Raw genomic sequence first — 24,730 nt, forward strand, 5'->3', positions numbered from 1 at the left:
CCAGCGCCATCCCGAACTCATTGACGGCTGCCTCACCGAGACCGGACTGACCATCACTTCACACCAACCGAACCCAACCTGAAAAGCTCAGTAACCGGGCAGACGTTGCCTGCGGCGGCACTGATATGTAGGGCCGGTCTGTCAAGGGGCAGTCTTCAGCGGCGTCCGGGACAGGGGTCTCGGGCGCCGCTTGTGTGCATGGTGCCGGTCGGTGCCTGGTGGCGCGCGTGTCGGTCTCGACGCGTGGTCCATGCTGATACGCGCGGGCTGGTTACCGCAGGACGGGCTGTTCGGCGGGAGCGATTGCGCGGGTCTAGAGATCGAGCGTGGCGGGCTGTGGCCGCTGCTCATGGTGCTGCCGCGGGTCGCTCCTCACGCTGCCGCCGCCAGGTCGCCGGCCGGCCGGTCTGTGGGCCCGTCTCAGTCTGGCAGGGTGGCCGGCGACCAGCACCAGCCGGCCAGCTCGCGGGCGACGGCCACGTTCGCCACCACCGGCCGCTTGTGGTGGGCGGTGAAGGTCTTCCAGCGCTGGTTGAGCCGCTGATTGCCCAGGTGTCCGCGGGCGCGCGCTGCGGCTGGTGCGCGTGGCCAGCGGGCTTGGATCGTGGCCCCGGCCCGGTAGCGCTTGCGGTGGTGCCAGGCGGCTTCGACCAGCAGCCTGCGGGCATGGGAGTTGCCGGTCTCGGTGATCGGTCCTTGCGAACGGGACTGGCCGCTGGAGGACTCACTCGGGACCAGCCCGAGGTAGGCGCCGATGCTCGCCCCGCTAAACCGCTCCCGGTCGCCGATTTCCACGGCCAGGGCGAAGGCGGTGAGCGTGTCGATTCCGCGCAGGCACCAGAGTCGGGCGACCACCGCAGACCACGGTGAGTCGGTGGCCATCGCAGCGATCGTTTTGTCGAGTCGGGCCCGGCGTGCCTCGGCCAGGGCCACCGCCTCGTAGGCGCTCTCGTAGGCGGCCTGCAGCGCCACGTCGTCGAAGCGCTGCGCGCCGAGCCAGGCGTGGTGCGCCGGCCGCCACGTCACCCCGCCGCTCCACACGAGCCCGTGGCGCAGCAGGAGTTTGCTCACCCGATGGCGCGCCCGCATCAGGTCCCCGCGCACGTCCTCGCGCGCCCGCACCAGATCCCGGGCGGCTTCTTCGGCCGTCGAGGGCACCCGCACCGCGGTGAACTCGTCCAGGCGCAGCAGCTTCGCCAGGTGCAAGGCGTCGCGTGCATCGGTTTTCCCCCGCTCACCGGCCGGACGCTGCAGCCTCGAGGGCGCGAGTACCTCGCAGCGTATCCCCGCCAACGAAAGCGCCCGGGTCAGGCCGAACCCGGTCGGGCCGGCTTCGTAGGCCACCGCGGCCGGACCGGGCAGGCACCTGATCCACCCGAGGACGTCAGCATGCTGCGGCGTGAGCCGGCAGCGGATCAACTCCCCGCTCACCGTGTCGATCGCGCACGCCACCACGCTGCGGGCAGGCACATCCAACCCGACGCTCGTACGCTCAGAAAACACCGGGCCTCCCGCACATGTAGGCACTACCGGCCAGGCTGCGCCCGGTCGGCAACCCACGACAATGTGCGAGCGAGGCCCGGGCCCACGACCGGCACCTACACACCGTCTAGGCGAGCAGTTCGCCCTCGATGACGGTGACCGCGTTGCCGGTGAGCAGGGTGCGGGTGCCGCGCAGTTCCGTGTGGACGCGGCCGGAGCGGGGGGACGCCTGGAGGCCGGTGAGGGCGGGGCTGCCGAGACGCTCGGACCAGAAGGGGGCGAGCGCCGTGTGGGCGCTGCCGGTGACGGGGTCCTCGTCGATGCCGACGTTCGGGAAGAAACAGCGGGAGACGAAGTCGTAGCCCCGGGCGGGGTCCTCGGCGCGGGCGGTGGCGATGACACCGCGCTCGGAGTAGGCGCCCAGCGCCCTCAGGTCGGGGGAGAGGCCGTGGATCGTCTTCTCGTCCGCGAGTTCCACGAGCAGGTCCCCGACGTTCGGCCCGGTGTCGAAGGCGGACAGCGGCTGGGCGCCCAGCGCCTCGGCGACCCCGGCCGGCACCTCGACCGGTGTCAGCGGGGCCGTAGGAAAGTCCAGAGTGATCGACCCGTCCTCGCGGGGAGTCGCGACCAGCACGCCGCTGCGGGTCGCGAACCGCACGGTGCCCTCATGGGCGGCCGTGGAGTGCAGCACATGGGCCGTGGCGAGCGTGGCGTGTCCGCACAGATCGACCTCGGCCGCAGGCGTGAACCACCGCAGCGCCCAGTCGGCCTCCCCGCCCTCCGGCAGCCGGTGTGCGAACGCCGTCTCCGCGTGGTTCACCTCCAGTGCGATCCTCTGCAGCCGCTCGTCGTCCGGGAAGGCGTCGAGAAGCAGCACTCCCGCCGGGTTGCCGGCGAAGGGACGGTCGGTGAAGGCGTCGACGATTCGGATCCGCATGACCTCGACGCTAGGACCCCGTGGCCCTCACGACCAAGGCCAATCCCGGACCACTGGCCTTAGTTCCAGGGGCCGACCCGACCGGTGCTGCGGGTCTGGACGATCCGGGAGACGCTGACACCCTGTACAGGCAGACGTTGGCAGTTCAGCCCCGTCCCAGGAGGCCGTCATGTCCCAGCCGTCCGTGCTCGCCGCTCTGCTGTCCGGCTTGCGGAGCGGGTCCATCGAGCTCGTCGACCTCACGCAGCCGCTTTCCCCGTCCACCCCCGTGATCCAGCTGCCGCCCCAGTTCGGGCAGACCCAGGCCTTCGAGCTGGAGGAGATCAGCCGATACGACGACCGGGGCCCGGCCTGGTACTGGAACAACTTCCGCAGCGGCGAACACACCGGCACCCATTTCGACGCGCCGGTCCACTGGGTCACCGGCCGGGACCTCGCCGACGTGGCGTCGGTACCGGCGAGGCGGCTGATCGCCCCGGCGGTCGTGCTGGACTTCTCCGAACAGGCCGCCAAGGACCCCGACTTCCTCGTCGAGGTGGACCACATCAAGGCCTGGGAGGCGGACAACGGACCGCTGCCCGAGGGCGGTTGGCTGCTGCTGCGCACCGGCTGGGACGCGCGCTCGCAGTCGCAGGAGGCGTTTCTCAACGCCGACGAGAACGGCCCGCACACGCCTGGTCTGTCGCCGGAGTGCGCACGCTGGGTCGCCGAGGAGTCACCGGTGATCGGCCTCGGCACGGAGACGGTCGGCACGGACGCGGGCCGCGCCCATTCCTTCGACCCGGCGTTCCCCTGCCACTCCCACCTCCTGGGCAACGACAAGTACGGCCTCACCCAGTTGCAGAACCTCGCCGTCCTGCCCCCGACCGGCGCCGTCCTCATCGCCGGACCGCTGCCCATCGTCGCCGGCTCCGGCGCCCCCGCGCGGGTGCTCGCCCTGGTGGAGCGGTCGTGAAGGTCGCGGAAGCCGTCGGACGGGCGCTGACCGCGGCCGGGCTGGACCACGTCTTCGGCGTCGTCGGCTCGGGCAACTTCCACCTCACCAACGCCATGGTGGCCGCGGGCGCCCGCTTCGTCGCCGCTCGGCACGAGGGCGGCGCGGCGACCATGGCCGACGCCTACGCCCGCACGAGCGGTACGGTCGCCGCGCTCAGCGTCCATCAGGGCCCCGGTCTGACGAACGCCCTCACCGGCATCACCGAGGCCGCCAAGAGCCGTACGCCCCTGCTCGTGCTGGCCGCCGAGGCGACCGCGCAGCGGTCCAACTTCCGTATCGAACAAGCGGTGTTGGCGCACTCTGTCGGCGCCGTCACCGCGCGCGTGACAACGGCCCACGACGCGGTCGACCAGGCCCGCGCCGCACTGCGCCGGGCGGTGCACGAACGGCGCACGGTCCTGCTCAACCTCCCGCTGGAGGTGCAGGCCCTGGAGGTGCCCGACGGCGTGTCCACCGAAGCCGTGTCCCTGCCCGCACCGGAGCCGGTCGAGCCGTCGCGGACCGCGGTCGCGGATCTCGTACGGGCCCTGGAAGGCGCCCGGCGCCCGGTCTTCGTGGCCGGCCGCGGCGCCCGCACGCCCGCCGCCCGGGACGCCCTCTCCGCGCTCGCCGACCGCCACGGGGCCCTGCTCGCCACCTCGGCCGTCGCCCGCGGCCTCTTCCACGGCAGTCCCTGGACCCTGGACGTCTCCGGCGGCTTCGCGTCCCCCCTCGCCGCCGAACTGATCCAGGGCGCCGACCTGATCGTGGGCTGGGGCTGCGCCCTGAACATGTGGACCATGCGGCACGGCAACCTGATCGGCGCCGACGCGGGGGTCGTCCAGGTCGACGACGACCCGGAGGCGCTCGCAGCGCACCGGCCGATCACCCTCGGCGTCACCGGCGACGTGGAGCGCACCGCGCGACGGGCCCTGGAGGCGGCCGGCGAGGAACACCAGGGGTACCGGACACCGGAGCTCGCCGAGGCGCTCGCCGCGCGCGTGCGGTGGAGGGACGTGCCGTACGAGGACGAGGGCACCCGGGACCGGATCGACCCGCGCACCCTCAGCATCGCCCTCGACGACATCCTGCCCGCGGAGCGGGTCGTCGGCGTGGACTCGGGCAACTTCATGGGCTACCCGAGCGCGTACCTCTCGGTACCGGACGAGCAGGGCTTCTGCTTCACCCAGGCCTTCCAGTCGATCGGTCTGGGCCTCGCCACCACGATCGGCGCGGCCCTGGCCCGCCCCGATCGGCTGCCCGTCGCCGCGCTCGGCGACGGAGGCGCGCTGATGAGCGCCGTGGAGTTCGACACGGCACGCCGGCTGGGTCTGCCGATGGTGGTCGTGGTCTACAACGACGACGCCTACGGGGCCGAGGTGCACCACTTCGGTCCCGGCGGCTTCCCGCTGGACACCGTCACCTTCCCGGAGACGGACATCGCCGCCGTCGCCCGCGGCTACGGCTTGGAGGCGGTGACCGTCCGCACGCGCGGCGACCTGAAAGCCGTCGCGGACTGGGTGGCCGGCCCCCGCGCCGCACCCCTCCTGGTCGACGCCAAGGTCACCCGCGACCACGGCGCCTGGTGGCTGGAGGAGGCGTTCCGAGGCCACTGAGCCGCCTCGGGCCCGGCCCTGACCTGGGGTCGGACCCGTTCTTCGGCCGGGCCTTGCCATGCGAACAGTTCCGATATATCGTTGACGCATCGCGACAGATCAACGATGGAATGGAGTGATGGCGATGCGTTCCCACGGATTCGAACGTGGACATGGTGGACCCGGCCCTCGTGGGCGGGGTGGTTTCGAAGGGCTGCGCGGTGCCTTCGGCCCCTTCGGGCCGGGCGGCCCCGGGGGCGACCCGCGCGGCGGCTTCGGTTTCGGCGGACCCGGTTTCGGTCCGGGACCCTGGGGGCCACGAGGGCGCGGCGGACCGAGGGGGAGGGCGCGGCGCGGTGACGTACGCGCCTCGATCCTGGCCCTGCTCAAGGACCGGCCGATGCACGGCTACGAGATGATCCAGGAAATCGCCGAGCGCAGCGGCGGGGCGTGGAAGCCCAGCCCCGGCTCGGTGTACCCCACCCTCCAGCTGCTGGAGGACGAGGGCCTGATCGCCAGCGCGAGTGAGGGCGGCAAGAAGCTGTTCTCCCTCACCGAGGCCGGCCGCGCCGCGGCCGACGAGGGCCCGGACGCGCCTTGGGAGGAGGCCTCCCGGGGCATCGACTTCGAGGCGCTCGGCGAGATCCGCCAGGCCGGCTTCGGGCTGATGGAGGCCTTCGGCCAGGTCTGGAAGACCGGCAGCAAGGAGCAGCGCGAGAAGGCGCTGGCCGTCATCAACGAAGCCCGCAAGAAGCTGTACCTGATCCTCGCCGACGAGGACTGACGGTCCTGCGGCGACCGGCGCCCCGCGGAGTGATCCGCGGGGCGCCTTTTCCGTGTCCTCAGGTCAGGACACCAGTCCGGCGAGTTTGCGCAGCGACTCGTTCAGCGCGGCCGTACCCGAGTCCTTGAGCCTGCCCGCCATCAGGGTGACCGCGGCGCCGGTGAACTCACCGTCGATGCGGACCTTCGTGGCGTCGCCGTCCGGGGTCAGGGTGTAGCGCGTGGCCAGGCTCACGGCCATCGGGCCCTTGCCCGTGATGGCGAAGGTCCGGGCCGGTTCGACCTCGGCCACGGTCCACTCGACCTCCGCCGGGAAGCCCATCAGCTTCATGTTCTCCTGGAACGTCCGGCCCACTTCGAGCGCCGACGGGCCGCCCTGCGGAAAGCTGGTGTGGGTGGCGTTCCACTCGCCGTACGCGGGCCAGTCCGTCAGCTGCGCCCACACCTTCTCGGCCGGCGCCTCGATCCGTGCCTCCGCGCTGATTTCGGGCATGCGACCACCTCTTCATGTCGGGCTGTGGTGTCGCGGAAAGTAACCGCAGAGGTCGCAACATTCAATACTGACGAGCCGTCAGAATCAGCGCGCCCGGGGCGCGCGGCAAGACGGTGCGCCCCTGCGGGTAAAACGGCCTGATCTCCTCCCCAAGGAGGAGATTCCGGGGTGCGTCGTCCACTCTCCGTGGGACGCCGAAATGGTTCCCCCCGGGGATGACGGCGCACGCCGGGGCTGATGGGGTGGGGGTTGTGCCACCCCGTATCCCCCGACAGCAGGCCGAGGAGCCGGCCGTCGGTACCCGTCCCGACAACGATGCCGGTGTCAGTGCCGAACTGGCAGCGGTGGTCTCGGGCGCGCGCCGCCGGAGTGTGCGGGACGGGGACCGGCAGATCGACACCGCTCATCTGCTGCACTCGCTTCTGGAGCACGACCCCGAGGTTCGCGCCGTCTTCGACGACGGAGCGGAGATCGCCCGTCTGCTCGGCTACCTCGTCCAGCGCAGCATCGGCTACGGCCTGCGCTGGCAGGGCTCCGTCGAGGACTCCGGCGCCGTGCCCGTGGTGCGGGAGGCCGAGGGCTACTCGCCGCTGGCCGCCGAGGCCATGGAATGCGCCGCCGCACGCGCCGCCCGCCGGGACGGGGGCGCGGCCCTCGGGCTCGACCTGCTCGCGGCGATCGTCGCCGATCCGCAGGCCAGGGCCGTCGAGGTGCTCGACCGGGCCGGAATCGACCGGCACGAGGTGCTCGCGCGTGTCGAGGACCGGCTCGTCCGTCCGGGCTGGACCGGCCGCTGACCGGTGCCCGTCCCCCCGTCCATCGGCTGAGACAGGTGTCATCGGGGGTGACGCTCATGTCGTCGCCTGTCATCATGTGCCGGTGCGTACCTCACAGAGCAGTCAGGCCGGCCGTGGCAAGAGCGTCGGGCTCGGTCTCGCGCTCGCGTCCGCCCTCGCCTTCGGGGGGTCCGGGGTCGCCGCGAAGCCGTTGATCGAGGCGGGGCTCGACCCCCTGCACGTGGTGTGGCTGCGGGTGACCGGTGCCGCCCTGGTGATGCTGCCGGTGGCCGTGCGCCACCGCGCGCTGCCGCGCCGTCGTCCCGCGCTGCTCGCCGGGTTCGGGCTGCTGGCCGTGGCCGGGGTGCAGGCCTGCTACTTCGCGGCCATATCCCGGATCCCGGTGGGCGTCGCGCTGCTCGTGGAGTACCTGGCGCCCGCCCTGGTGCTGGGCTGGGTCCGGTTCGTGCAGCGGCGGCCGGTGACGCGTGCGGCCGCGCTCGGCGTGGTCCTCGCGGTGGGCGGGCTCGCGTGTGTCGTCGAGGTCCGGTCGGGTCTGAGCTTCGACGCCCTGGGCCTGCTGCTCGCGCTCGCCGCCGCCTGTTGCCAGGTCGGCTACTTCGTCCTGTCCGACCAGGGCGGCGACGCCGGCGAGGACGCGCCGGACCCTCTGGGCGTCATCGCGTACGGCCTGCTGATCGGCGCCGTCGTCCTCACGGCCGTCGCCCGGCCCTGGTCGATGGACTGGTCCGTGCTGTCGGGCACCGCGCGGATGAACGGCACCCCCGTCGCCGCCGGTGTGCTGCTGGCGTGGATCGTCCTGGTCGCGACCGTCCTCGCCTACGTCACCGGCGTGCTGTCGGTGCGCAGGCTCTCCCCGCAGGTCGCCGGTGTGGTGGCCTGTCTCGAGGCGGTCGTCGCGACCGTCCTGGCCTGGGTGCTGCTCGGCGAGCACCTCTCGGCGCCGCAGATCGTGGGCGGCGCGGTCGTGCTCGTCGGCGCCTTCATCGCCCAGTCCTCGACCCCGGCCAAGAGGTCGACGGATCCGGTGGCGAGCGGCGATCCGGAAAGGGAGCTGTCCGCCCGGGGCACCGGCATCTGAGCAGCGGAGCGGGCAAACGACGGAGAGGGGCCCTCCCCCGTGCGGCCCCCCTCCTCAATGAGCAGCGCCGGCACGGCAGTTGATGTCACACCCGGGCCCTGAGCGGCAGGTGCTGGCGCGCCGTGGCGCCCCACTTGATCGGCATCAGCGCACCGTCAGGTAGTCCGGCACCTCGATGCCGGAGGGCAGGTCACCGTCGGCGACCGGGGCCCCGTACCCCATGTGGAGCGGGACGACGCCGGCCCAGTGGGGGAGGGCGAGGTCCTCCGGCTCGTCGTTCACCCCGCCGGTGCGGAGCTTGGCGGAGACCTCGTCCAGGTCCAGGCGGATCACGGCGGTGGCGGCGAGCTCCTTCTTGTTCGCGGGCCGGGAGTCGGCGGCCCGGCCCGGTACGACGTGGTCGACCAGCGCGTCCAGGGCCGCCCGCTTCTCCTCGGGGTCCGTGACGTCGTGGGCGACGCCGTGCACCACCACCGACCGGTAGTTGATCGAGTGGTGGAAGGCGGAGCGGGCCAGGATCAGCGCGTCGACGTGGGTGACCGTCAGGCACACCGGGAGCCCTGGGTCGGCCTGACCGGTCATCCGCAGCGGACGCGAGCCCGTCGAGCCGTGCACGTACAGCCGCTCGCCGACCCGCCCGTACAGCGTGGGCAGCACCACCGGCCGTCCGTCGCGCACGAAGCCCAGATGGCAGACGTATCCCTCGTCGAGTATCGCGTGCACCAGTTCCCTGTCGTACGACGCCCGGTTCGCCGAGCGCGTGGGGACGGTGCGGTCGGTCGGCGTGTAGGCGGCGGGCGGTGACGTCGGCTGAGCGGTGTCCTGCATGGCGGTCTCCAAGGCGGTCCGTGTTGCGCTCTGCATTGCACTAGTGCATAATCTGCTTTGTGATAGGAGAATACCGGATCGAGGGACGACGCGCAGCTGAGATTGCGGCGAGCGTCGAGCGCGCGGTGGGTTCCGGCGAGCTGGAGCTGGGGCAACTCCTGCCGCCCATGCGCGAGTTGGCGGCAGAGCTGGAGGTGAACCCCAACACCGTCGCGTCCGCCTACCGGATCCTGCGGGAGCGCGGCGTGATCGAGACCGCCGGCCGCCGGGGCAGCCGGGTGCGGTCGAAGCCCGCCACCACGGGGCGCGAGTACGCGCGGATGGACGTGCCGGAGGGGGCGCGGGACGTGGTGAGCGGCAACCCGGACCCGGCGCTGCTGCCCTCGCTGGCCCGCGCCTTCGCGGCCGCGGCCGAGCAGGCCGACCGCAGTCCGGTGTTGTACGGGGACGCCCTGGTGGAGCCGGAGCTGGCCCGGCTCGCCCGCGCGGACCTGGACGCCGACGGGGTACCGGACGGCCCGCTGGCCGTGGCCTCCGGCTCCCTGGACGCCATCGAGCGGGTGCTCGCCGCCCACCTCAAGCCGGGCGACACCGTCGCCGTCGAGGACCCGGGCTGGGGCAGCCTCCTCGACCTGGTCCCGGCGCTCGGTCTGCGCACGGCCCCGGTCGGCGTCGACGACGAGGGCCCGCGCCCCGGCGAGGTGCGCCGCGCCCTCGCCGCCAGCGCCCGCGCGCTGATCGTCACGGACCGCGCCCAGAACCCCACCGGCGCCGCGGTGACGCCCACGCGCGCGCGTGCCCTGCGCGCAGCGCTCGGCGACCACCCGGACACCCTCCTGATCGAGGACGATCACGGCCACGGCATCGTCGACCTGCCCCTGCATCCCCTGGCCGGCGTCACCCGTCACTGGGCCTTCGTCCGCTCGGTCGCCAAGGCCTACGGACCCGACCTGCGCCTGGCCGTCCTCACCGGCGACCAGGTCACCGTCGACCGGGTGAGCGGCCGCCACCGTCTGGGCCCCGGCTGGGTCAGCCGCATCACCCAGCGGGCGGTCGTGCGCCTGTGGTCCGACGGCGCGCACGACCCGCGTGCGGTGGCCGAGGCGTACCGAGAGCGACGCGACCTGCTGATCGGCGCGCTCGCGGACCGCGGGATCGAGGCCCACGGACGCAGCGGCATGAACGTCTGGATCCCGGTCCCCGACGAGACGGCCGCCGTCTCCCGCCTCCTGCACGCGGGATGGGCGGTCTCCCCGGGCGCCCGCTTCCGCATGGCCGCCCCGCCCGGCATCCGCGTCACGATCTCCACTCTCACTCCCGACGAGACCGCCACCTTGGCGGACGCGATCGCCAAGGCCCTGGGCCCGGCTTCGGCACGCACCTACGCATGAGGCCTCCGCAGGCTTGCCCCGGTCACCCTGAGACTCTTCGCCGCGCCTGAGTCAGCGCCGCCCCCGCCAGCACGATCACCGCGCCCACCGGAGTCGACCACCTGAGCGACTCCCCGAGCACCGCCACACCCGCACCGGTGGCGATGACGGGAATGAAGTACGTGACCATCTGGGCCGTGGTCGGCCCCACCTCAGCGACCAGCCCGTACTGGACGAGCACGGCCAGCCCCGTGCCCAGCGCCCCCAGAGCGGCGATCGCGAGCAGCGGAACGACGGCGAAGTGTTCCGGGAACGACGTGAACAGCGGTGTGACGAAGGCCAGTTGCAGGGTCGCCAGCAGCAACTGCGCCCCCGTCAGCGACAGATTCGAGTGACTCGACCCGGCCAGCGTCCGCCGGACGTAGATCCACCCCACGGGATAGCTCAACGAGGCCAGCAGGGCCATCGCCGTACCCCGCGCGTCCAGCCCGTCGAACCCCTGCCACGCGCCGAGGACCGTCAGCACCCCGAGGAACCCGATGCCCAGCCCCGCGACGCGCACCCGCGTCGGCCGGTCCTCGGACAGGGCGACCAGCGAGAGCGCCATCCCCCACAGGGGAGAGGTCGCGTTGCAGATCCCCGCCAGCGTGGAGGGAATCGTCACCTCCGAGTACGCGAACAACGAGAACGGCAGCGCGTTCAGCAAGAACGCGGCGACCGCCAGATGGCCCCACGTGCGCGCGCCGCGCGGCAGCCGCTCCCGCTTCACCGCCATCGCCGCCGCGAGCACCGCGGTGCCGAACACCAGCCGCCCCAGGGTGACCTGGAAGGGCGCGTACCCCTGCGTCCCGACCTTGATGAGAAGGAAGCTGAAGCCCCAGATCAGGGAGAGGGCGCCGAAGCGCAGCCGCCAGTCGGGGGAGGGGCGGCGGGCTGAGGGACGTGCGGGGGCCTCGGTGGGCGCGGTGACGCTGCTCATGACCGTAACGATGCCGCCCACCATCTCGTAGCACAATCGAGATTTCGCGCGAGGTGTCTCGTAGCATTGCTTATATGTTGAACCTGGAGCGCCTGCGCACCCTCGACGCCCTCGCCCGGCACGGCTCGGTCAGTGGCGCGGCGGAAGGACTGCACATCACGACCTCGGCCGTCTCGCAGCAGATGTCCAAGCTGGAACGCGAGGTCGGTCAGCAGTTGCTGGCCAAGAACGGCCGGGGCGTGCGGCTCACGGACGCGGGCCGGCTGCTCGCCGAGCACGCGGCGCGGATCCTCTCCCAGGTCGAGCTCGCCCAGTCCGACCTGGAGGCGCAGCGCGGTCAGGTGGTCGGCGAGCTGCGTCTGGTCGCGTTCCCCACGGCTCTGCGCGGACTCTTCCCCGCCGCGCTCGCCGCCCTGCGCGAGGACCATCCGGCTCTGCGCGTGCGCTCGCGCGAGCTGGAGCCGGAGAACGGGGTCAACGCCGTGCTGCGCGGAGACGCCGACCTCGCCGTGGTGCTCGACTGGTACAACAAACCGCTGCCCATGCCCGAAGGGCTGGCCAAGGCACCGATCCTCGACGACCCCGTGGAGGTCGCCATGCCCGCGGAGCATCCGCTGGCCGGCCGGGACGAGGTCGACCTGGACGACTTCACCGAGGACGAGTGGGTGGTCTGGCCGGAGGGCGAGTTCTGCCACGAGTGGCTGCTCTACACCCTGCGCAGCAAGGGCATCGAGCCGCGGATCGCCCATCGCGCCGAGGAGCACCACACCCAACTCGCCCTGGTGGCGGCCGGATTGGGGGTCTGCGTCGCGCCGCGGCTCGGGCGGGACCCGATGCCGGCCGGGGTGCGGGCGGTGCCCGTGCGGCATCGCGTCCACCGGTACGTCTACGCCGTGTGGCGCGCGGACGCAGACCGCCGCCCGTCGATCCGGGCGGCGGTGGAGGCCCTGCAGCAGGCGGCGCGAAAGGTCGGCTGACCCGGTGACGCGCCGCGCTACAGCGAGCCCAGCTTGCGGAAGTCCCAGGACACGATCTTGTCGGGCGTCAGCCGCACCCAGGCGTGCCGTCCGTCGTGCGGCATCTCCTCCAGGCCGAAGTTCTTGCGGGCGAACAGCGTCTCCGGGACGTCGAGTTCGGCACACAGCTCCCCGGTGCGCGGGAACTCGCCCACGAACTCCACGGTGCCCGACAGCTCCACACCGCGCAGGTCGTCGTACTCCTCGCCGGAGTCGACGACGATCGCGACCCGCTGGTCCCGGCGCAGGTCGGTCCACCGCTTGCTGCGCACCACCGAGTACAGCCAGATCGACGTGCCGTCCCAGGCGAACCACAGGGCGCTGACGTGCGGGACCCCGTCGGCGGACACGGTGGCCACCCGGCAGGTGCGCTGGCCGGTCAGGAACTCGTCCAGCTCGCCCGGCGTCATCATGATCTTGCGGCCGCGACGCTGAGTGACGGTCATGCGTCCCCCTCTTCTCTCACGAAGTGCCAGAGGGTCTCCGATGATCCTCTGACATCACGTCAGAAAAGCATGGGTCGTCTTCCGTCCCCGCGCAATGGCCGCTACGCTCCCCGGCTCCAGCCGCCGGCGACGAGGGGGAACCGTGCCGTCGTACGAACAGCTCAGCGAACTCCTCGATCCGGCGACCACCGTGCTGCTCACCGTCGAGTGCCAGCAGGGTGTCGTCGGCACGGACAGCGCGCTGCCCGAACTCGCCCGGGAGGCGCGGAAGTCGGGGGCACTCGCCAATGTCGCCCGGCTCGTGTCCGCCGCCCACGCGAGCGGTGTCCAGGTCCTGCACGCCATCGCCGAGCGCCGTCCCGACGGCCGCGGCTCCAGTCGCAACGCCCGCCTGTTCCGGGCCGCGGAGCGCCTGCCCGTCCAGCAGTTGGCGGGCACCTCGGCGGTGTGCGTCGCGGCCCCGATCGAGGTCGCCGACGAGGACCTCGTCGTACGGCGGCTGCACGGGCTGTCACCGATCCAGGGCACCGGGGTCGACGCGCTGCTGCGCAACCTGGGCTGCCGCACCCTCGTCGTGACCGGTGTCTCGGCCAACGTGGCGATCCCCAACGCGGTCTTCGACGCGGTCAACCGCGGCTACGGCGTCGTCGTGCCGTCCGACGCCATCGCGGGGGTGCCCTCCGACTACACCCCCGCGATGGTCCGCCACACCCTCGCGCTGGTCGCCACGGTCGCGACCACGGACGCGGTGGTGAGCTGCTTCGAACGATCCCGGCGCGCGCGGGTCAGCCCAGCGTGATCGAGTCCCCGCTCACGGTGACGTTCTGCGCCGTGAGGCCCGTGGTCGCCGGGCCCTTCTTCACGCTGCCGTCGGTGACGGAGAACTCGCTGCCGTGGCAGGGGCAGACGATGACCCCGTTGGAGATGCTGCTCACCGCGCAGCCCTGGTGCGGACACTTGGTCGAGAAGGCCTTGAAGGTGCCCGACGCAGGCTGGGTGACCACCACGGACTTGTCCTTGAAGATCTTGCCCCCGCCCTGGGGGATGTCCGCGGTCTTCGCCAGCGCCGTGCCGCCGCCGGAGCCCGAGCCGGACGAGGCGCTCGCCCCCGAGTCGCCCCCGGTCGTGCCGCCGGTGCTCGCGTTCGCGCCGGCCTGGGTGCCCGAGGAGCCGGAGGAGGAGTTGTCGCTGGAGGATCCGCACGCGGTCAGCGCGACGGCGAGTCCCGCCGCGCCGGCCGCCGCGACGACGGTACGGCGTGCGGGGGCCGGAACGGGCTGGAGCGGTTCGCTGGTCGTCATGCTGACGGTTCCCTTCGTCGTGGGGGCTTGGTGGATCGTCCAGGGGTACGGGGCCCGGGCGCGGGTTGTTCAGACGATGTCGAGATCTAAACGCGTTCGAGTTCAGGGCGGGGTAAACCAGAGCTGTCGGTTCGCTGTCGGCCGGTAACCTGGGGCGATGCTCAAGGAAGTGATCGCGACCCGCTACATCACGCCCCTGCGTGAAGGCGGTTCGCTGCCGGGGCTCGTCGAGGCGGACGACTACGGGACGTACGTCATGAAGTTCACCGGCGCGGGCCAGGGCCGCAAGACTCTGGTGGCGGAGGTCGTCTGCGGCGAACTCGCCCGCCGACTGGGCCTGCGGACGCCCCGGCTGGTGACGATCGGCCTCGATCCGGTGCTGGGGCTCGGTGAGCCGGAGCAGCAGGTGCAGGACCTGCTGAGGGCGAGCGGCGGCACCAACCTCGGCATGGACTTCCTCTCCGGCGCCCTCGGCTTCGACCCGCTCGCCTTCGAGGTGAGCCCCGAGGAAGCCGGACGCATCCTCTGGTTCGACGCGCTGATCAACAACGTCGACCGTTCCTGGCGCAATCCCAACCTGCTGATGTGGCACGGCGAACTGTGGGTCATCGACCACGGCGCCACCATGATCTGGCACCACAACTGGCCCGGCGCCGAGTCCTCCGCCGCCCGCCCCTACGACGCCTCCGACCACGCTCTCGCCCGCTTCCGCCCCGACCTCGCGGGCGCCGCCGCCGAGCTCGCGCCCCACGTCACCGAGGACCTGCTGGCCGAGGTCACCGCCGAGGTGCCGGACGTCTGGCTGGCCGGTGAACCCGGCTTCGACACCCCGGACGAGCTCCGGCGCGCCTACGCGCGCGTGCTGCTCGCCCGCGCCGCCGACGTCCACACGCGCGTGACCGGAATCGAGGAGGGCAAGTGAGCGAGCGCCGCATCCACATGGCCGGTTCCGTCGTCGAACGGCACATCATCCGGGGCAGCGAGGCCAACGAACGGGACGTCTTCGAGTACGCCCTGCTGCGGGTCGTGCCCCGCGTCGAACGCGGCGAGTGCATCAACGCCGGAGTGCTCCTGTACTGCCGCGCCCAGGGGTACGTCGGCGCCCGCATCCATCTGGACGAGGCGCGGCTGCTCGCCCTCGACCCGCACGCCGACGTGGCCGGCGTCCGGGCGGCGCTCGGGGCCGTCGAGCGCGTCTGCGGCGGGGGAGAGGCGGCGGGGCAGGCCGCCGGTGAGGACGCCGGACGGCGCTTCCGCTGGCTCGTCGCGCCGCGCTCCACCGTCGTCCAGCCCGGATCGGTGCACACTGGCCTCACCACCGATCCGGCGGCCGAGACGGAGCGGTTGCTCGACCTGCTGGTGAGGTAATGGATCACACCGGCGCCACATGACGTTGACACCGGGTGCCAGGGCTTCTAGCGTCACGTGCGACGAAGGTACTAAGCGGTCGCTCACCGGGCCGCGGGTTCTCTCAAGGGCGAGGAGAAGCAGCAATGTCCACCACTGAGCAGCGGGTCGCCGTGGTCACCGGCGGAGCGCGGGGAATCGGCGCCGCCACCGCCGTACGACTGGCCGCCGAGGGCCGTGCGGTCGCCGTGATCGACCTCGACGAGGCCGCCTGCAAGGACACCGTGGAGAAGATCACCGCGGCCGGCGGCAGGGCCCTCGCGGTCGGCGCGGACGTCTCCGACGAGGCGCAGGTCGAGGCCGCCGTCGCACGCGTGACCGAGGAGCTGGGCGCGCCGACGATCCTGGTCAACAACGCGGGCGTGCTGCGCGACAACCTGCTGTTCAAGATGAGCGTCGCCGACTGGGACACCGTCATGAACGTGCACCTGCGCGGCGCCTTCCTGATGTCGAGGGCCGTTCAGAAGCACATGGTCGACGCGGGCTTCGGCCGGATCGTCAACCTGTCCTCCTCCTCGGCGCTCGGCAACCGCGGCCAGGTCAACTACTCGGCCGCCAAGGCCGGTCTGCAGGGCTTCACCAAGACCCTCGCCAAGGAACTCGGCAAGTTCGGCATCACCGCCAACGCCGTCGCCCCCGGCTTCATCGCCACCGAGATGACCAAGGCCACCGCCGACCGCGTCGGCATGGGCTTCGAGGACTTCAAGGCCGCGGCCGCCACCCAGATCCCGGTGGCCCGGGTCGGTGAGCCGGACGACATCGCCAACGCCATCGCCTTCTTCACCGGCGAGGCGGCCGGGTTCGTCTCCGGCCAGGTGCTGTACGTCGCCGGCGGACCGCTCGACTAGGAGATTCACGCACCATGACCGAACTGCCCGCACTCTCCGGCAAGGTCGCCGTCGTCACCGGCGCCAGCCGAGGCATCGGCTACGGCGTCGCCGAGGCGCTCGTCGCCCGCGGCGACCGTGTCGCCATCACCGGCCGGGGCGAGGACGCCCTCAAGGAGGCCGTCGACAGGCTCGGCGCCGAGCGCGTCATCGGCATCGCCGGCAAGGCGCACGACCTCGACCACCAGACCGAGGTCGTCGAGCGCACCATGGAGGCCTTCGGCCGCGTCGACTACCTGGTCAACAACGCCGGAACCAACCCGGTCTTCGGCCCGGTCGCCGACCTCGACCTGAACGTGGCCCGCAAGGTCTTCGAGACCAACGTGATCTCGGCGCTCGGCTTCGCCCAGAAGACCTGGCACGCCTGGCAGAAGGACAACGGCGGCGCCATCGTCAACATCGCCTCCGTCGCGGGCCTCGCGCCCTCGCCCTTCATCGCCGCGTACGGCGTCAGCAAGGCCGCGCTGATCAACCTGACCCAGCAGCTGGCGCACGAGTTCGCGCCGAAGGTGCGGGTCAACGCGATCGCGCCGGCCGTGGTGAAGACCCAGTTCGCCAAGGCCCTGTACGAGGGCCGGGAGGCGGAGGCGGCCGCCGCCTACCCGTTGGCCCGGCTGGGGGTGCCCTCCGACATCGGGGGCGCCGCCGCGTTCCTCACCTCCGAGCAGTCCGACTGGATCACCGGCCAGACGCTCGTCGTCGACGGTGGCATCTTCCTGAACGCAGGCGTCGGCTGACAGGGGCGTCGAGACCGTAACCACCGGGCACCCGAGGGCGCCGTTTCCGTCACGGAAACGGCGCCCTCGGCGTCGCAGGGCCCTTCTTCGGGCGGTGGACGGCCGTTGTCAGTGGTCGCCTGTAGGTTCTGAGTCCAGGAAGTGACCGCACGCCGTTTCCGCACATCGTAAGGACGTTGACGTGACCGACATCGCCATGCTGCCCGAGTCCTGGCGCGGGGTTCTGGGTGACGAGCTGCAGCAGCCCTACTTCAAGGAGCTGACGGAGTTCGTCGAGGACGAGCGGGCGAGGGGTCCCGTCTATCCGCCGCGCGAGGAGGTCTTCGCCGCGCTGGACGCCACGCCGTACGACGAGGTCAAGGTCCTCATCCTCGGCCAGGACCCGTACCACGGCGAGGGACAGGGGCACGGCCTGTGCTTCTCGGTCCGGCCCGGCGTCAAGATCCCGCCCTCCCTGCGCAACATCTACAAGGAGATGCACGAGGAGCTGGGCACGCCGATCCCGGACAACGGCTATCTGATGCCCTGGGCCCAGCAGGGCGTGCTGTTGCTCAACGCGGTGCTCACGGTCCGCTCCGGCGAGGCCAACTCGCACAAGGGCAGGGGCTGGGAGCGGTTCACCGACGCGGTGATCCGCGCGGTGGCCGGGCGACCCGACCCGGCGGTCTTCGTGCTGTGGGGCAACTACGCGCAGAAGAAGCTCCCGCTGATCGACGAGAGCCGGCACGTGGTGGTCAAGGGCGCGCACCCCTCGCCGCTGTCCGCGAAGAAGTTCTTCGGCTCCCGCCCGTTCACCCACATCAACGAGGCGGTGGCCGGGCAGGGCCACACACCGATCGACTGGACGATCCCGAACCTGGGCTAGTGCCGCCGCAGGCAACTTGCCCGGTAACGAGCGGCGTCGTGGGGCCCCTCCCGCTCGAGCGAAGTCGAGAGTGGGGGAGCGTCCTCTCGGCGTGCCGGGCGTCGCGACGGGGCGAACGTTGCCTGCGGCGGCGCTAGGGCCCGGGACGGCGGGGGTGATCCGGGAGGCCGGGCCCGGATCACGGCCCGGCCGGTGTCGCCTGACCGAGAATGCCGGTGGCGGGGGTTAGCGTCGGTCGGGACAGCCGACGAGTGGGCGGAGCGCGCGGTGGCCGAGGGACCGGAGCAGACAGCGGCGGACGCCGTGATGACACGGATCGGGCAGGTCGTGATCCTGCAGCACGCGGGGGACCGCGAGGAGGCCCGGCACCGCTTCCTGGCGCTGTGGGCGGAGATCGGCGAGCACGGCGACCCCCTGCACCGCTGCACGCTGGCCCACTACCTGGCCGACGCGCAGGACGACCCCGCCGACGAACTCGCCTGGGACCTGCGGGCCTTGACGGCCGCGGAGGAGCTGACGGACGAGCGGCTCGCCGAGCACGAGGGAGCGCTCGCCGTGCGGGCGCTGTACCCCTCGCTGCATCTGAACCTGGCGGCCGACTACCTGAAACTCGGCCACGGCGGCGCCGCCCGCACCCATCTGCGCCGGGCCCGCACAGCCGCCGCGACCCTCGCGGACGACGGCTACGGCAACGGCGTGCGGGCGGCCATCACCCGACTGGAGCTACGCCTGACCCACCAGGACACCGCCGGCGAAACCGGCTCCTGGGGCCCACCCCGACAACGCCCCTGACCTCCGCCCGGCTCAGGTCAACGGCCGTACGTCTGCGTGCAGATGACGGTTTCCGGGCTGTCCGGTCGCCAGCCGCCGTACCTGCGGCCCAGGGCGCACACGTCGGACTGGTTCTTTGGGACCGGCTTGGTGACGTCGGGGAGGTCGATGTTCGGACTTCTGGAGTGCCGTGGCTCCGGCTGGGGCGGCCGGGGGTGGTGAGGGTGCGAGCGGGGTGCCGGGGGCTTCCCGGCCCCGGCAGGCGCGTCCGCCGCCGGACCGTGCCGTTGCGGTGTCCTCGGCTCGGCGGACGGGGACGGGCCGGTCATCTCCAGCGCCTCCCGGGCCGGCGCCTGTACGATCTGCGGCTCTCCGTCACCGTCAGGGCGCGGAGCCTGCGGCTGGGACGGTGCCGTCGGCGGCGGCCCCGGCACGGCTGGGCGCTGGACCGTGACACAGCCGGAGAGGGCCGAGACAGCCACGGTGACCAGGAGCGTTGCGATGGTCGTCGTTCGATGCATCCGCGCAACAATGACGGCTTCGACGGCCCGCAGGACAGCGGACGAGCGCAGGATGCCCCGCACGGGTGATCTCCCGCCCCTTATGGTGGGTGTGGACCCGCCCCGGCTGACGTCAGTCGCCCGTGGCGCCGTCGATGCGTTCGCGGATCAGGTCGGCGTGCCCGTTGTGCCGGGCATACTCCTCGATCATGTGGGTGTAGATCCAGCGCAGGCTGAACTGCTCACCGGTGCGCCGGTGTCGCCCCTTGGACAGCTCGTCCAGGCCGTGCCCGGCCGTGTGGCGCCGAGCCGCCTCGATCTCGCCCTGCCAGGCGGCGTACGCCTGCGCCCAGGTGTCCGCCTCGGTGAGACGGAACTCGCCGTCCGGGTCGTCCTCGTAGGCGTAGTACAGCGGCGGCGCGTCCTCGTCGGCGAACACCCGGCGGAACCAGCTGCGCTCCACCTCCGCCATGTGCCGCACCAGCCCCATCAGGCTCAGCGTGGAGGGCTCCACGGAGGCCGTCCTGAGCTGGGCGTCGGTCAGGCCCTCGCACTTCCACGCCAGGGTCTGCCGGTGGTAGTCGAGCCAGCCCTCCAGCATGGTGCGTTCGTCGGCGTTGGTCGCGGGTTCACGGCGCTCGGTCGTCATACCCGCATCCTGTCCCAACTCACAGCCCGGCGTCGGGAGCTCCGGTGCGATCGCCGCGCTGCGGTCGCCGCAACCGCCGTATGCTTCGGGCAGGACCCCGGCAGGCACCCGCCAGAGGAGAGCACCCCGTGAAGGTCGGCTGCATCGGACTCGGCGACATCGCGCAGAAGGCCTACCTCCCGGTGCTCGCCCAGCTGGCCGGGGTCGAGCTGCACCTGCAGACCCGGACGCCCGCGACGCTCGACCGGGTCGGCGACAGCCTGCACCTCCCGCGGGACCACCGGCACACGACCCTGGACGCGCTGCTCGCGCAGCATCTGGACGCCGCCTTCGTGCACGCGCCGACCGTGGCGCATCCGGAGATCGTGACGCGGCTGCTGGAGGCGGGCGTGCCGACCTACGTCGACAAGCCGCTCGCCCATCGACTCGCCGACTCCGAGCGGCTGGTGGCGCTCGCCGAACAGCACGGCCTCAGCCTGGCCGTCGGGTTCAACCGGCGCTTCGCGCCCGGCTACGTGCAGTGCGCCGACCATCCGCGCGAGCTGATCCTCATGCAGAAGAACCGGATCGGGCTGCCGGAGGAGCCGCGCTCGATGATCCTCGACGACTTCATCCACGTCGTGGACACCCTGCGCTTCCTGGTGCCCGGGCCGATCGACGACGTCACCGTGCGCGCCCGCGTCGAGGACGGGCTGTTGCACCACGTGGTGCTGCAGCTGTCCGGAGACGGCTTCACCGCGCTCGGCGTGATGAACCGGCTCAGCGGCTCGACGGAGGAGATCCTGGAGGTGTCCGGGCAGGACACCAAGCGCCAGGTCCTCAACCTCGCCGAGGTGATCGACCACAAGGGCCAGCCGACGGTGCGCCGGCGCGGCGACTGGGTGCCGGTGGCCCGCCAACGCGGTATCGAACAGGCGGCGCTGGCCTTCCTGGACGCGGTGCGCGCGGGCAAGGTGCTCAGCGCCCGGGACGCGCTGGCGACTCATGAACTGTGCGAGCGGGTGGTACGTGCGGTTGCGGAGCGGGCCGCCTGAGCCGTCCGGCTCGGGCGCCCTCGGTCACGCACCACAGCGCGAGGACGAGGAGGCAGCCGTGCACGGGCCAGTCGCCGTGGCGGACGTACGGGGTGACGCCGTGCGCCAGTGGTATGTCATATACCACTGAGGTGCTGTCGCTGGTCCCCTGCCACGACCCGATCCGCTCCCCGCTCGGCCCGTACACCGCGGACACGCCCGTGAGCGTCGCGTGGACCATCGCCCGGCCGGTCTCGGCGGCGCGCAGCGCGGCGATCGAGGCGTGCTGTTCGGGGGCCCAGCTGTCCTGGAAACTCGACGTCGAGGACTGCGCCACGAGCACGTCGGCGCCGTCCTCGGCGAGATGACGGCTCATGTCGGGGAACGCCGACTCGAAGCAGACCATCGGTCCGATGCGCAGGCCGTGTCCGACGTTCATCACGACCTGCTCGGCGCCCCGCCTGCGGTCCTCACCGGCCGCCTTGCCGACGGAGGTCGCCCAGCCGAGGAGCCCCCGGGCCGGTATGTACTCGCCGAAGGGCACGAGCCGCATCTTGTCGTAGCGGTCGCCGGTGAGCCCGTCCGGGCCGACGAGGACAGAACTCTTGTATATGCCGGGCTTGTCGGAGCGGCGCGCGTCCACGTTGACGAGGATGTCCGCCCCGGTCGCCCGGGACAGCGCCGCGACCCGCCGGGCGAGGTCGGGCCGGTCACCGAGGTCGTAGCCGACACTGCTCTCGCCCCAGACGATCAGGTCGAGCTGCCGTCCGACGAGCCGGCGCGTGAGCTGCTCCTCGCGTGCGAACCGCTGGGCCGCGCCCTCGACGACGCCGGGCTGGACGACGGCCACGCGCACCCGGCCGTCGGTGGCGGGGCGCGGTGACCACACCCAGGCCGCGGAGGTGGCGGCGGCCGTCGCGACGATGCCGGCCACGGCGGGCACCCGGGACGCGGGCACCGACACCAGGACGGCGACGCAGACGTTGACGGCCACGACGAGGAAGCTGAGCAGCCACACCCCGCCGACGGATGCCAGCCGCAGCGCCGGCTCCACCTGCCACTGGCTGGAGCCGAGCATGCCCCACGGCCCGCCGAGCCCCTGCCAGGACCGCACCAGCTCCACCATCAGCCAACCCGCCGGCAGTACGACCAGCGCCGCCAGACCCCGGCCCGGGCCCTGCACCGCGCCCAGGAAACGCCGTACCAGCCAGCCCCACGGCGCCCACAGTGCGCCCAGGAGCGCCCCGATGACGAAGATGAACACGTTCAGGCTCGGGAACAGCCAGTGGTGCACCGCGACCATGTACCCGAACCCGCCGGCCCAGCCGTCGTACGCCGCCCGCTTCCCGCTCGGCGCCGACCGGACCAGCAGGATCCAGGGCACGAGGGCCACGTACGCGAACCACCACAACGAGGGCGCGGGGAAAGCGAACACGGGCAGGGCGCCGGCCAGCGCGGCCAGCGTCGAGCGCCGCCATGGGGAGGATAGCCATTCACCGAAGTTCCTCATACGGTGCCTCCCTACCCCGCGGTGGCTCCAGTGTGCGTCCTTTCGGTGATCGAGGACAGAGGCGCCGGGATCAGCCGGCCGCCCGCCCGGGCATCCGCCGCCACTTCTCCTGGACGACGACCTCGCGCAACCGCCAGCCGTCGGGCGTCCGCAGCAGCCCGAAGGCGTAGCGCCCGCCGCACACGAAGTCGGGAGCGGCGCCCTCGGCGTCGAACCGCATGGGGTTGACGTAGTCGGCCCTCACCCGGGCCGTGTCGCCGGCGTCCTGTTCCAGGATCCCGAACCGCACCCTGCGGTTGACGATCAGGTGCTGCCGCATCGGGAACACCCGCATGCTCTCCGCGAGCCATGCGGCGACCTTTCCCGCGTCGCCCTCGATGCCGCCGGCGGAGCGGTAGTCCGCGCGCCCGTCGGGGGTGAACAGCGCCCGGTACGCCGTCCAGTCGCCGTCGTCCACCGCCGTCGCGTAGTCGGTGACCATCTCGTCGACGGCCAGTCGGTCCATCACGGTCGCGAGCTCCACGCGCTGCGTCATTCGATCAGTGTTGGGCATGCGCTGTGCCGGGCCAAGGTGTACGGCGATATTCGCCCGCCCCTGACGGGTTCTCAGCGAGGGCTAGAGTGACCGGTGATCATTTCGGTCGGGCTGGAGGGTTCTCCGATGACGCGTTCCATCACCGTGGTCACGGGCGGCAGTCGGGGAATCGGCGCCGCGACCTGTCTGCGGCTCGCGGCGGACGGGCATGACGTGGTGGTCGGGTACGTCCGGGACGCGGGGGCCGCCGAGGAGGTGGCGGCGGGCGTGCGGAAGGCCGGCCGGCGTTCCGTGACCGTGCGGGTGGACGTGGCGGCCGAGGCGGAGGTCGAGCACCTCTTCGAGACGGCGGAACGCGAACTCGGGCGGGTCACGGGGCTGGTGAACAACGCGGGCGTCACCGGTCGCCTGGGCCGCCTCGCCGACACGGACACGGACACGCTGCGACGGGTGGTGGACGTCAACCTCCTCGGCACGCTGCTGTGTTCGCGCCGTGCGGCACAGCTGATGACGGCCCGGGGGAACGGCGCCATCGTGAACGTCTCCTCGGGCGCGGCCACCCTGGGCAGTCCCGGCGAGTACGTCCACTACGCGGCGGCCAAGGCCGGCGTGGACGCCCTGACCCTGGGCCTGGCCAAGGAACTCGGGCCGGACGGCATCCGCGTCAACGCGGTCGCGCCCGGCGCGATCGACACCGAGATGCACGCCGCGATGGGCGATCCCGACCGCGCCCGGCGCATGGCCGCGACGATTCCGCTACGGCGTCCGGGCCGGGCCGAGGAGATCGCCGCGGCCATCGCCTGGCTCCTGTCGCCGGACGCGTCGTACACGACGGGCACGGTGCTGCGGGTGGCGGGCGGCCGTTGAGCTCGCGCTCACTTCAGCCGCGGTGCTCCCGGGAGGCGACCAGCCGCTCGAACGCGGTCGGTCTGGGTCGCCCGGGGAGGAACTCCCTGATGCGCAGGGCGCATTCGCGCGCGGTCTCGACTCCGGTGTCGCACTCGATGTCGTAGAGGCCGTGCGCGTGCACCTGCTCGAGCTGACGGGCGGCGAGTCCGGCGTGCCGGTCGCCGCGCTCGCGCTCCCGGCGCTCCAACTCCTCGACGGGACAGCGAACTCCGACGAACACCACGTCCTGCGGTACCAGGACCGACAGACAGTCCTGCAGCCGCCACTCGGCGCTCAGCACGTGGTCCACGACGACGTTGTTCCCGGCGGCGGCCATCCCGGCGACCGCCCGGTGGAACCCCCGCCAGGTCCGGTGCAGAACGACGTCCAACCGCTCAGCCGGTACCGGGGCGCGCGAGCGCATCGCGTGGAACGCGTCGACCGGCAGGTGGAAGTACGGCCCGTCCAGGAGCTCCAGCAGTTCGCTCGCGATGCTCGACTTGCCCGAACTGGTCGTGCCGTTCAGGAAGATGACGAGGCCGCGGCGTTCGGGAACGCTGTCGAGGTGCCGCACGCGAGGGCTCCGCCGGCCGCTTCAGGCCGCCTTGATGACCTGGGCCCGGATGGCCTGCGCCCACTCGACCACCAGCAGCTCGTACTCCGCGCGCTCCTGGGCCGACAGCGACCCGCCCGCACGCAGCCAGAGCGCACGGATCTGCTCGTTCAGCTCGGCAGCAGACCGCACGGAACCAGGGGCCACGGATTCGGGGGACATGCCGACAAGCCTAGGCGCAAGCACTGACACTGCGCTACCGGGCGGCTACTCATCCCGTATGTCGTTGCTCACGGTTCCATGATCCCCCTACCGCTACTGACTGGACGGT

At 72.1% G+C, this 24,730-nt stretch carries 29 protein-coding genes; 16 read left to right on the top strand and 13 right to left on the bottom strand.

Going from position 1 to position 24,730, the window contains the following annotated elements:
- Positions 1-420: 420 nt before the first annotated feature.
- Both ACIRVK_RS11380 and ACIRVK_RS11385 read right to left on the bottom strand, forming a co-directional pair.
- The gene (locus ACIRVK_RS11380) at positions 421-1,560 is read right to left on the bottom strand and encodes an IS110 family transposase (RefSeq protein WP_404245584.1); all 1,140 of its coding nucleotides are present in this window, start codon (positions 1,558-1,560) and stop codon (positions 421-423) included.
- Between the two features lie 49 nt (positions 1,561-1,609).
- Positions 1,610-2,419, bottom strand: coding sequence for a PhzF family phenazine biosynthesis protein (locus ACIRVK_RS11385; protein ID WP_404245586.1), 810 nt, complete (start codon positions 2,417-2,419; stop codon positions 1,610-1,612).
- Between the two features lie 169 nt (positions 2,420-2,588).
- Between ACIRVK_RS11385 and ACIRVK_RS11390 the strand changes: the two genes are divergently transcribed.
- The 3 genes from ACIRVK_RS11390 to ACIRVK_RS11400 all read left to right on the top strand — a co-directional run bounded on the left by ACIRVK_RS11390 (position 2,589) and on the right by ACIRVK_RS11400 (position 5,774).
- A complete protein-coding gene (locus ACIRVK_RS11390) occupies positions 2,589-3,374 on the top strand; it encodes a cyclase family protein (RefSeq protein ID WP_404245588.1) in 786 nt (261 codons plus the stop codon).
- Positions 3,371-5,011, top strand: coding sequence for a thiamine pyrophosphate-binding protein (locus ACIRVK_RS11395; RefSeq protein WP_404245590.1), 1,641 nt, complete (start codon positions 3,371-3,373; stop codon positions 5,009-5,011). Before ACIRVK_RS11390 ends, ACIRVK_RS11395 begins: the two co-directional genes overlap by 4 nt.
- A gap of 124 nt (positions 5,012-5,135) precedes the next feature.
- Positions 5,136-5,774 carry a PadR family transcriptional regulator gene (locus ACIRVK_RS11400; protein WP_404245592.1) on the top strand — a complete coding sequence of 213 codons (639 nt, stop codon included), beginning with the start codon at positions 5,136-5,138 and terminating at the stop codon, positions 5,772-5,774.
- A 63-nt stretch (positions 5,775-5,837) separates the two neighbouring features.
- Here the strand turns inward: ACIRVK_RS11400 and ACIRVK_RS11405 are convergent, their stop codons facing one another.
- Positions 5,838-6,266, bottom strand: coding sequence for an SRPBCC family protein (locus tag ACIRVK_RS11405; RefSeq protein ID WP_404245594.1), 429 nt, complete (start codon positions 6,264-6,266; stop codon positions 5,838-5,840).
- 251 nt (positions 6,267-6,517) lie between these two features.
- Between ACIRVK_RS11405 and ACIRVK_RS11410 the strand changes: the two genes are divergently transcribed.
- Together ACIRVK_RS11410 and ACIRVK_RS11415 are read left to right on the top strand one after the other, a co-directional pair.
- Positions 6,518-7,063 carry a Clp protease N-terminal domain-containing protein gene (locus ACIRVK_RS11410; RefSeq protein WP_404245596.1) on the top strand — a complete coding sequence of 182 codons (546 nt, stop codon included), beginning with the start codon at positions 6,518-6,520 and terminating at the stop codon, positions 7,061-7,063.
- A gap of 76 nt (positions 7,064-7,139) precedes the next feature.
- A complete protein-coding gene (locus tag ACIRVK_RS11415) occupies positions 7,140-8,144 on the top strand; it encodes an EamA family transporter (protein ID WP_404245598.1) in 1,005 nt (334 codons plus the stop codon).
- Positions 8,145-8,288: 144 nt separating this feature from the next.
- Here the strand turns inward: ACIRVK_RS11415 and ACIRVK_RS11420 are convergent, their stop codons facing one another.
- The gene (locus ACIRVK_RS11420; RefSeq protein WP_404245600.1) at positions 8,289-8,972 is read right to left on the bottom strand and encodes a pyridoxamine 5'-phosphate oxidase family protein; all 684 of its coding nucleotides are present in this window, start codon (positions 8,970-8,972) and stop codon (positions 8,289-8,291) included.
- Between the two features lie 59 nt (positions 8,973-9,031).
- Between ACIRVK_RS11420 and ACIRVK_RS11425 the strand changes: the two genes are divergently transcribed.
- A complete protein-coding gene (locus ACIRVK_RS11425) occupies positions 9,032-10,363 on the top strand; it encodes an aminotransferase class I/II-fold pyridoxal phosphate-dependent enzyme (protein ID WP_404245602.1) in 1,332 nt (443 codons plus the stop codon).
- A 22-nt stretch (positions 10,364-10,385) separates the two neighbouring features.
- On the opposite strand, the gene ACIRVK_RS11430 is transcribed toward ACIRVK_RS11425, so the two are convergent.
- Positions 10,386-11,321: a DMT family transporter gene (locus ACIRVK_RS11430; RefSeq protein ID WP_404245604.1), complete on the bottom strand. Its 936-nt coding sequence runs from the start codon at positions 11,319-11,321 to the stop codon at positions 10,386-10,388.
- A 74-nt stretch (positions 11,322-11,395) separates the two neighbouring features.
- On the opposite strand from ACIRVK_RS11430, the gene ACIRVK_RS11435 reads away from it, so the two are divergent.
- Positions 11,396-12,298, top strand: coding sequence for a LysR family transcriptional regulator (locus tag ACIRVK_RS11435; protein ID WP_404245606.1), 903 nt, complete (start codon positions 11,396-11,398; stop codon positions 12,296-12,298).
- A gap of 17 nt (positions 12,299-12,315) precedes the next feature.
- Here the strand turns inward: ACIRVK_RS11435 and ACIRVK_RS11440 are convergent, their stop codons facing one another.
- Positions 12,316-12,783, bottom strand: a complete 468-nt coding sequence (locus ACIRVK_RS11440; RefSeq protein WP_404245608.1) for a pyridoxamine 5'-phosphate oxidase family protein — start codon at positions 12,781-12,783, stop codon at positions 12,316-12,318.
- A 142-nt stretch (positions 12,784-12,925) separates the two neighbouring features.
- Here ACIRVK_RS11440 and ACIRVK_RS11445 point away from each other — a divergent pair, with 142 nt between their 5' ends.
- Positions 12,926-13,582 carry a cysteine hydrolase family protein gene (locus ACIRVK_RS11445; RefSeq protein ID WP_404245610.1) on the top strand — a complete coding sequence of 219 codons (657 nt, stop codon included), beginning with the start codon at positions 12,926-12,928 and terminating at the stop codon, positions 13,580-13,582.
- On the opposite strand, the gene ACIRVK_RS11450 is transcribed toward ACIRVK_RS11445, so the two are convergent.
- Entirely contained in the window at positions 13,569-14,084 is a 516-nt protein-coding gene (locus ACIRVK_RS11450; protein ID WP_404245612.1) for a Rieske (2Fe-2S) protein, read from the bottom strand. The genes ACIRVK_RS11445 and ACIRVK_RS11450 overlap by 14 nt on opposite strands.
- A 157-nt stretch (positions 14,085-14,241) precedes the next feature.
- On the opposite strand from ACIRVK_RS11450, the gene ACIRVK_RS11455 reads away from it, so the two are divergent.
- From ACIRVK_RS11455 to ACIRVK_RS11480, 6 genes are all read left to right on the top strand, one after another.
- Positions 14,242-15,006, top strand: coding sequence for a HipA family kinase (locus ACIRVK_RS11455; RefSeq protein ID WP_404245614.1), 765 nt, complete (start codon positions 14,242-14,244; stop codon positions 15,004-15,006).
- Positions 15,003-15,452 carry a DUF3037 domain-containing protein gene (locus ACIRVK_RS11460; protein WP_404245616.1) on the top strand — a complete coding sequence of 150 codons (450 nt, stop codon included), beginning with the start codon at positions 15,003-15,005 and terminating at the stop codon, positions 15,450-15,452. The genes ACIRVK_RS11455 and ACIRVK_RS11460 overlap by 4 nt, the downstream gene beginning before the upstream one ends.
- A 125-nt stretch (positions 15,453-15,577) precedes the next feature.
- Entirely contained in the window at positions 15,578-16,339 is a 762-nt protein-coding gene (gene fabG, locus ACIRVK_RS11465; protein ID WP_404245618.1) for a 3-oxoacyl-ACP reductase FabG, read from the top strand.
- A gap of 14 nt (positions 16,340-16,353) precedes the next feature.
- Positions 16,354-17,115, top strand: coding sequence for an SDR family oxidoreductase (locus ACIRVK_RS11470; protein ID WP_404245621.1), 762 nt, complete (start codon positions 16,354-16,356; stop codon positions 17,113-17,115).
- 181 nt (positions 17,116-17,296) lie between these two features.
- Complete coding sequence (locus tag ACIRVK_RS11475; protein WP_404245624.1) at positions 17,297-17,980, top strand: uracil-DNA glycosylase; 684 nt, start codon at positions 17,297-17,299, stop codon at positions 17,978-17,980.
- 267 nt (positions 17,981-18,247) lie between these two features.
- Positions 18,248-18,772, top strand: coding sequence for a hypothetical protein (locus ACIRVK_RS11480; RefSeq protein WP_404245626.1), 525 nt, complete (start codon positions 18,248-18,250; stop codon positions 18,770-18,772).
- Positions 18,773-18,789: 17 nt separating this feature from the next.
- On the opposite strand, the gene ACIRVK_RS11485 is transcribed toward ACIRVK_RS11480, so the two are convergent.
- Positions 18,790-19,272, bottom strand: a complete 483-nt coding sequence (locus ACIRVK_RS11485) for a hypothetical protein (RefSeq protein WP_404245628.1) — start codon at positions 19,270-19,272, stop codon at positions 18,790-18,792.
- 112 nt (positions 19,273-19,384) lie between these two features.
- A complete protein-coding gene (locus ACIRVK_RS11490) occupies positions 19,385-19,900 on the bottom strand; it encodes a DinB family protein (protein WP_404245630.1) in 516 nt (171 codons plus the stop codon).
- A gap of 128 nt (positions 19,901-20,028) precedes the next feature.
- Between ACIRVK_RS11490 and ACIRVK_RS11495 the strand changes: the two genes are divergently transcribed.
- Positions 20,029-20,934, top strand: coding sequence for a Gfo/Idh/MocA family protein (locus ACIRVK_RS11495; RefSeq protein WP_404245632.1), 906 nt, complete (start codon positions 20,029-20,031; stop codon positions 20,932-20,934).
- Here ACIRVK_RS11495 and lnt read toward each other — a convergent pair.
- A complete protein-coding gene (lnt, locus tag ACIRVK_RS11500; protein ID WP_404245634.1) occupies positions 20,858-22,423 on the bottom strand; it encodes an apolipoprotein N-acyltransferase in 1,566 nt (521 codons plus the stop codon). The two genes, ACIRVK_RS11495 and lnt, sit on opposite strands and share 77 nt — an antisense overlap.
- Before the next feature lie 70 nt (positions 22,424-22,493).
- A complete protein-coding gene (locus tag ACIRVK_RS11505) occupies positions 22,494-22,958 on the bottom strand; it encodes a nuclear transport factor 2 family protein (RefSeq protein WP_404245636.1) in 465 nt (154 codons plus the stop codon).
- A gap of 126 nt (positions 22,959-23,084) precedes the next feature.
- On the opposite strand from ACIRVK_RS11505, the gene ACIRVK_RS11510 reads away from it, so the two are divergent.
- Positions 23,085-23,825, top strand: a complete 741-nt coding sequence (locus tag ACIRVK_RS11510) for a glucose 1-dehydrogenase (RefSeq protein ID WP_404245638.1) — start codon at positions 23,085-23,087, stop codon at positions 23,823-23,825.
- Between the two features lie 13 nt (positions 23,826-23,838).
- On the opposite strand, the gene ACIRVK_RS11515 is transcribed toward ACIRVK_RS11510, so the two are convergent.
- Positions 23,839-24,420: a chloramphenicol phosphotransferase CPT family protein gene (locus ACIRVK_RS11515; RefSeq protein WP_404245640.1), complete on the bottom strand. Its 582-nt coding sequence runs from the start codon at positions 24,418-24,420 to the stop codon at positions 23,839-23,841.
- Positions 24,421-24,441: 21 nt separating this feature from the next.
- Positions 24,442-24,621 (bottom strand): hypothetical protein, encoded by a 180-nt coding sequence (locus ACIRVK_RS11520; RefSeq protein ID WP_404245642.1) that lies wholly within the window; start codon positions 24,619-24,621, stop codon positions 24,442-24,444.
- Positions 24,622-24,730: the final 109 nt, after the last annotated feature.

Origin of the sequence: Streptomyces sp. NPDC101152, assembly GCF_044768275.1 — a bacterium.
Lineage (GTDB): Bacteria > Actinomycetota > Actinomycetes > Streptomycetales > Streptomycetaceae > Streptomyces.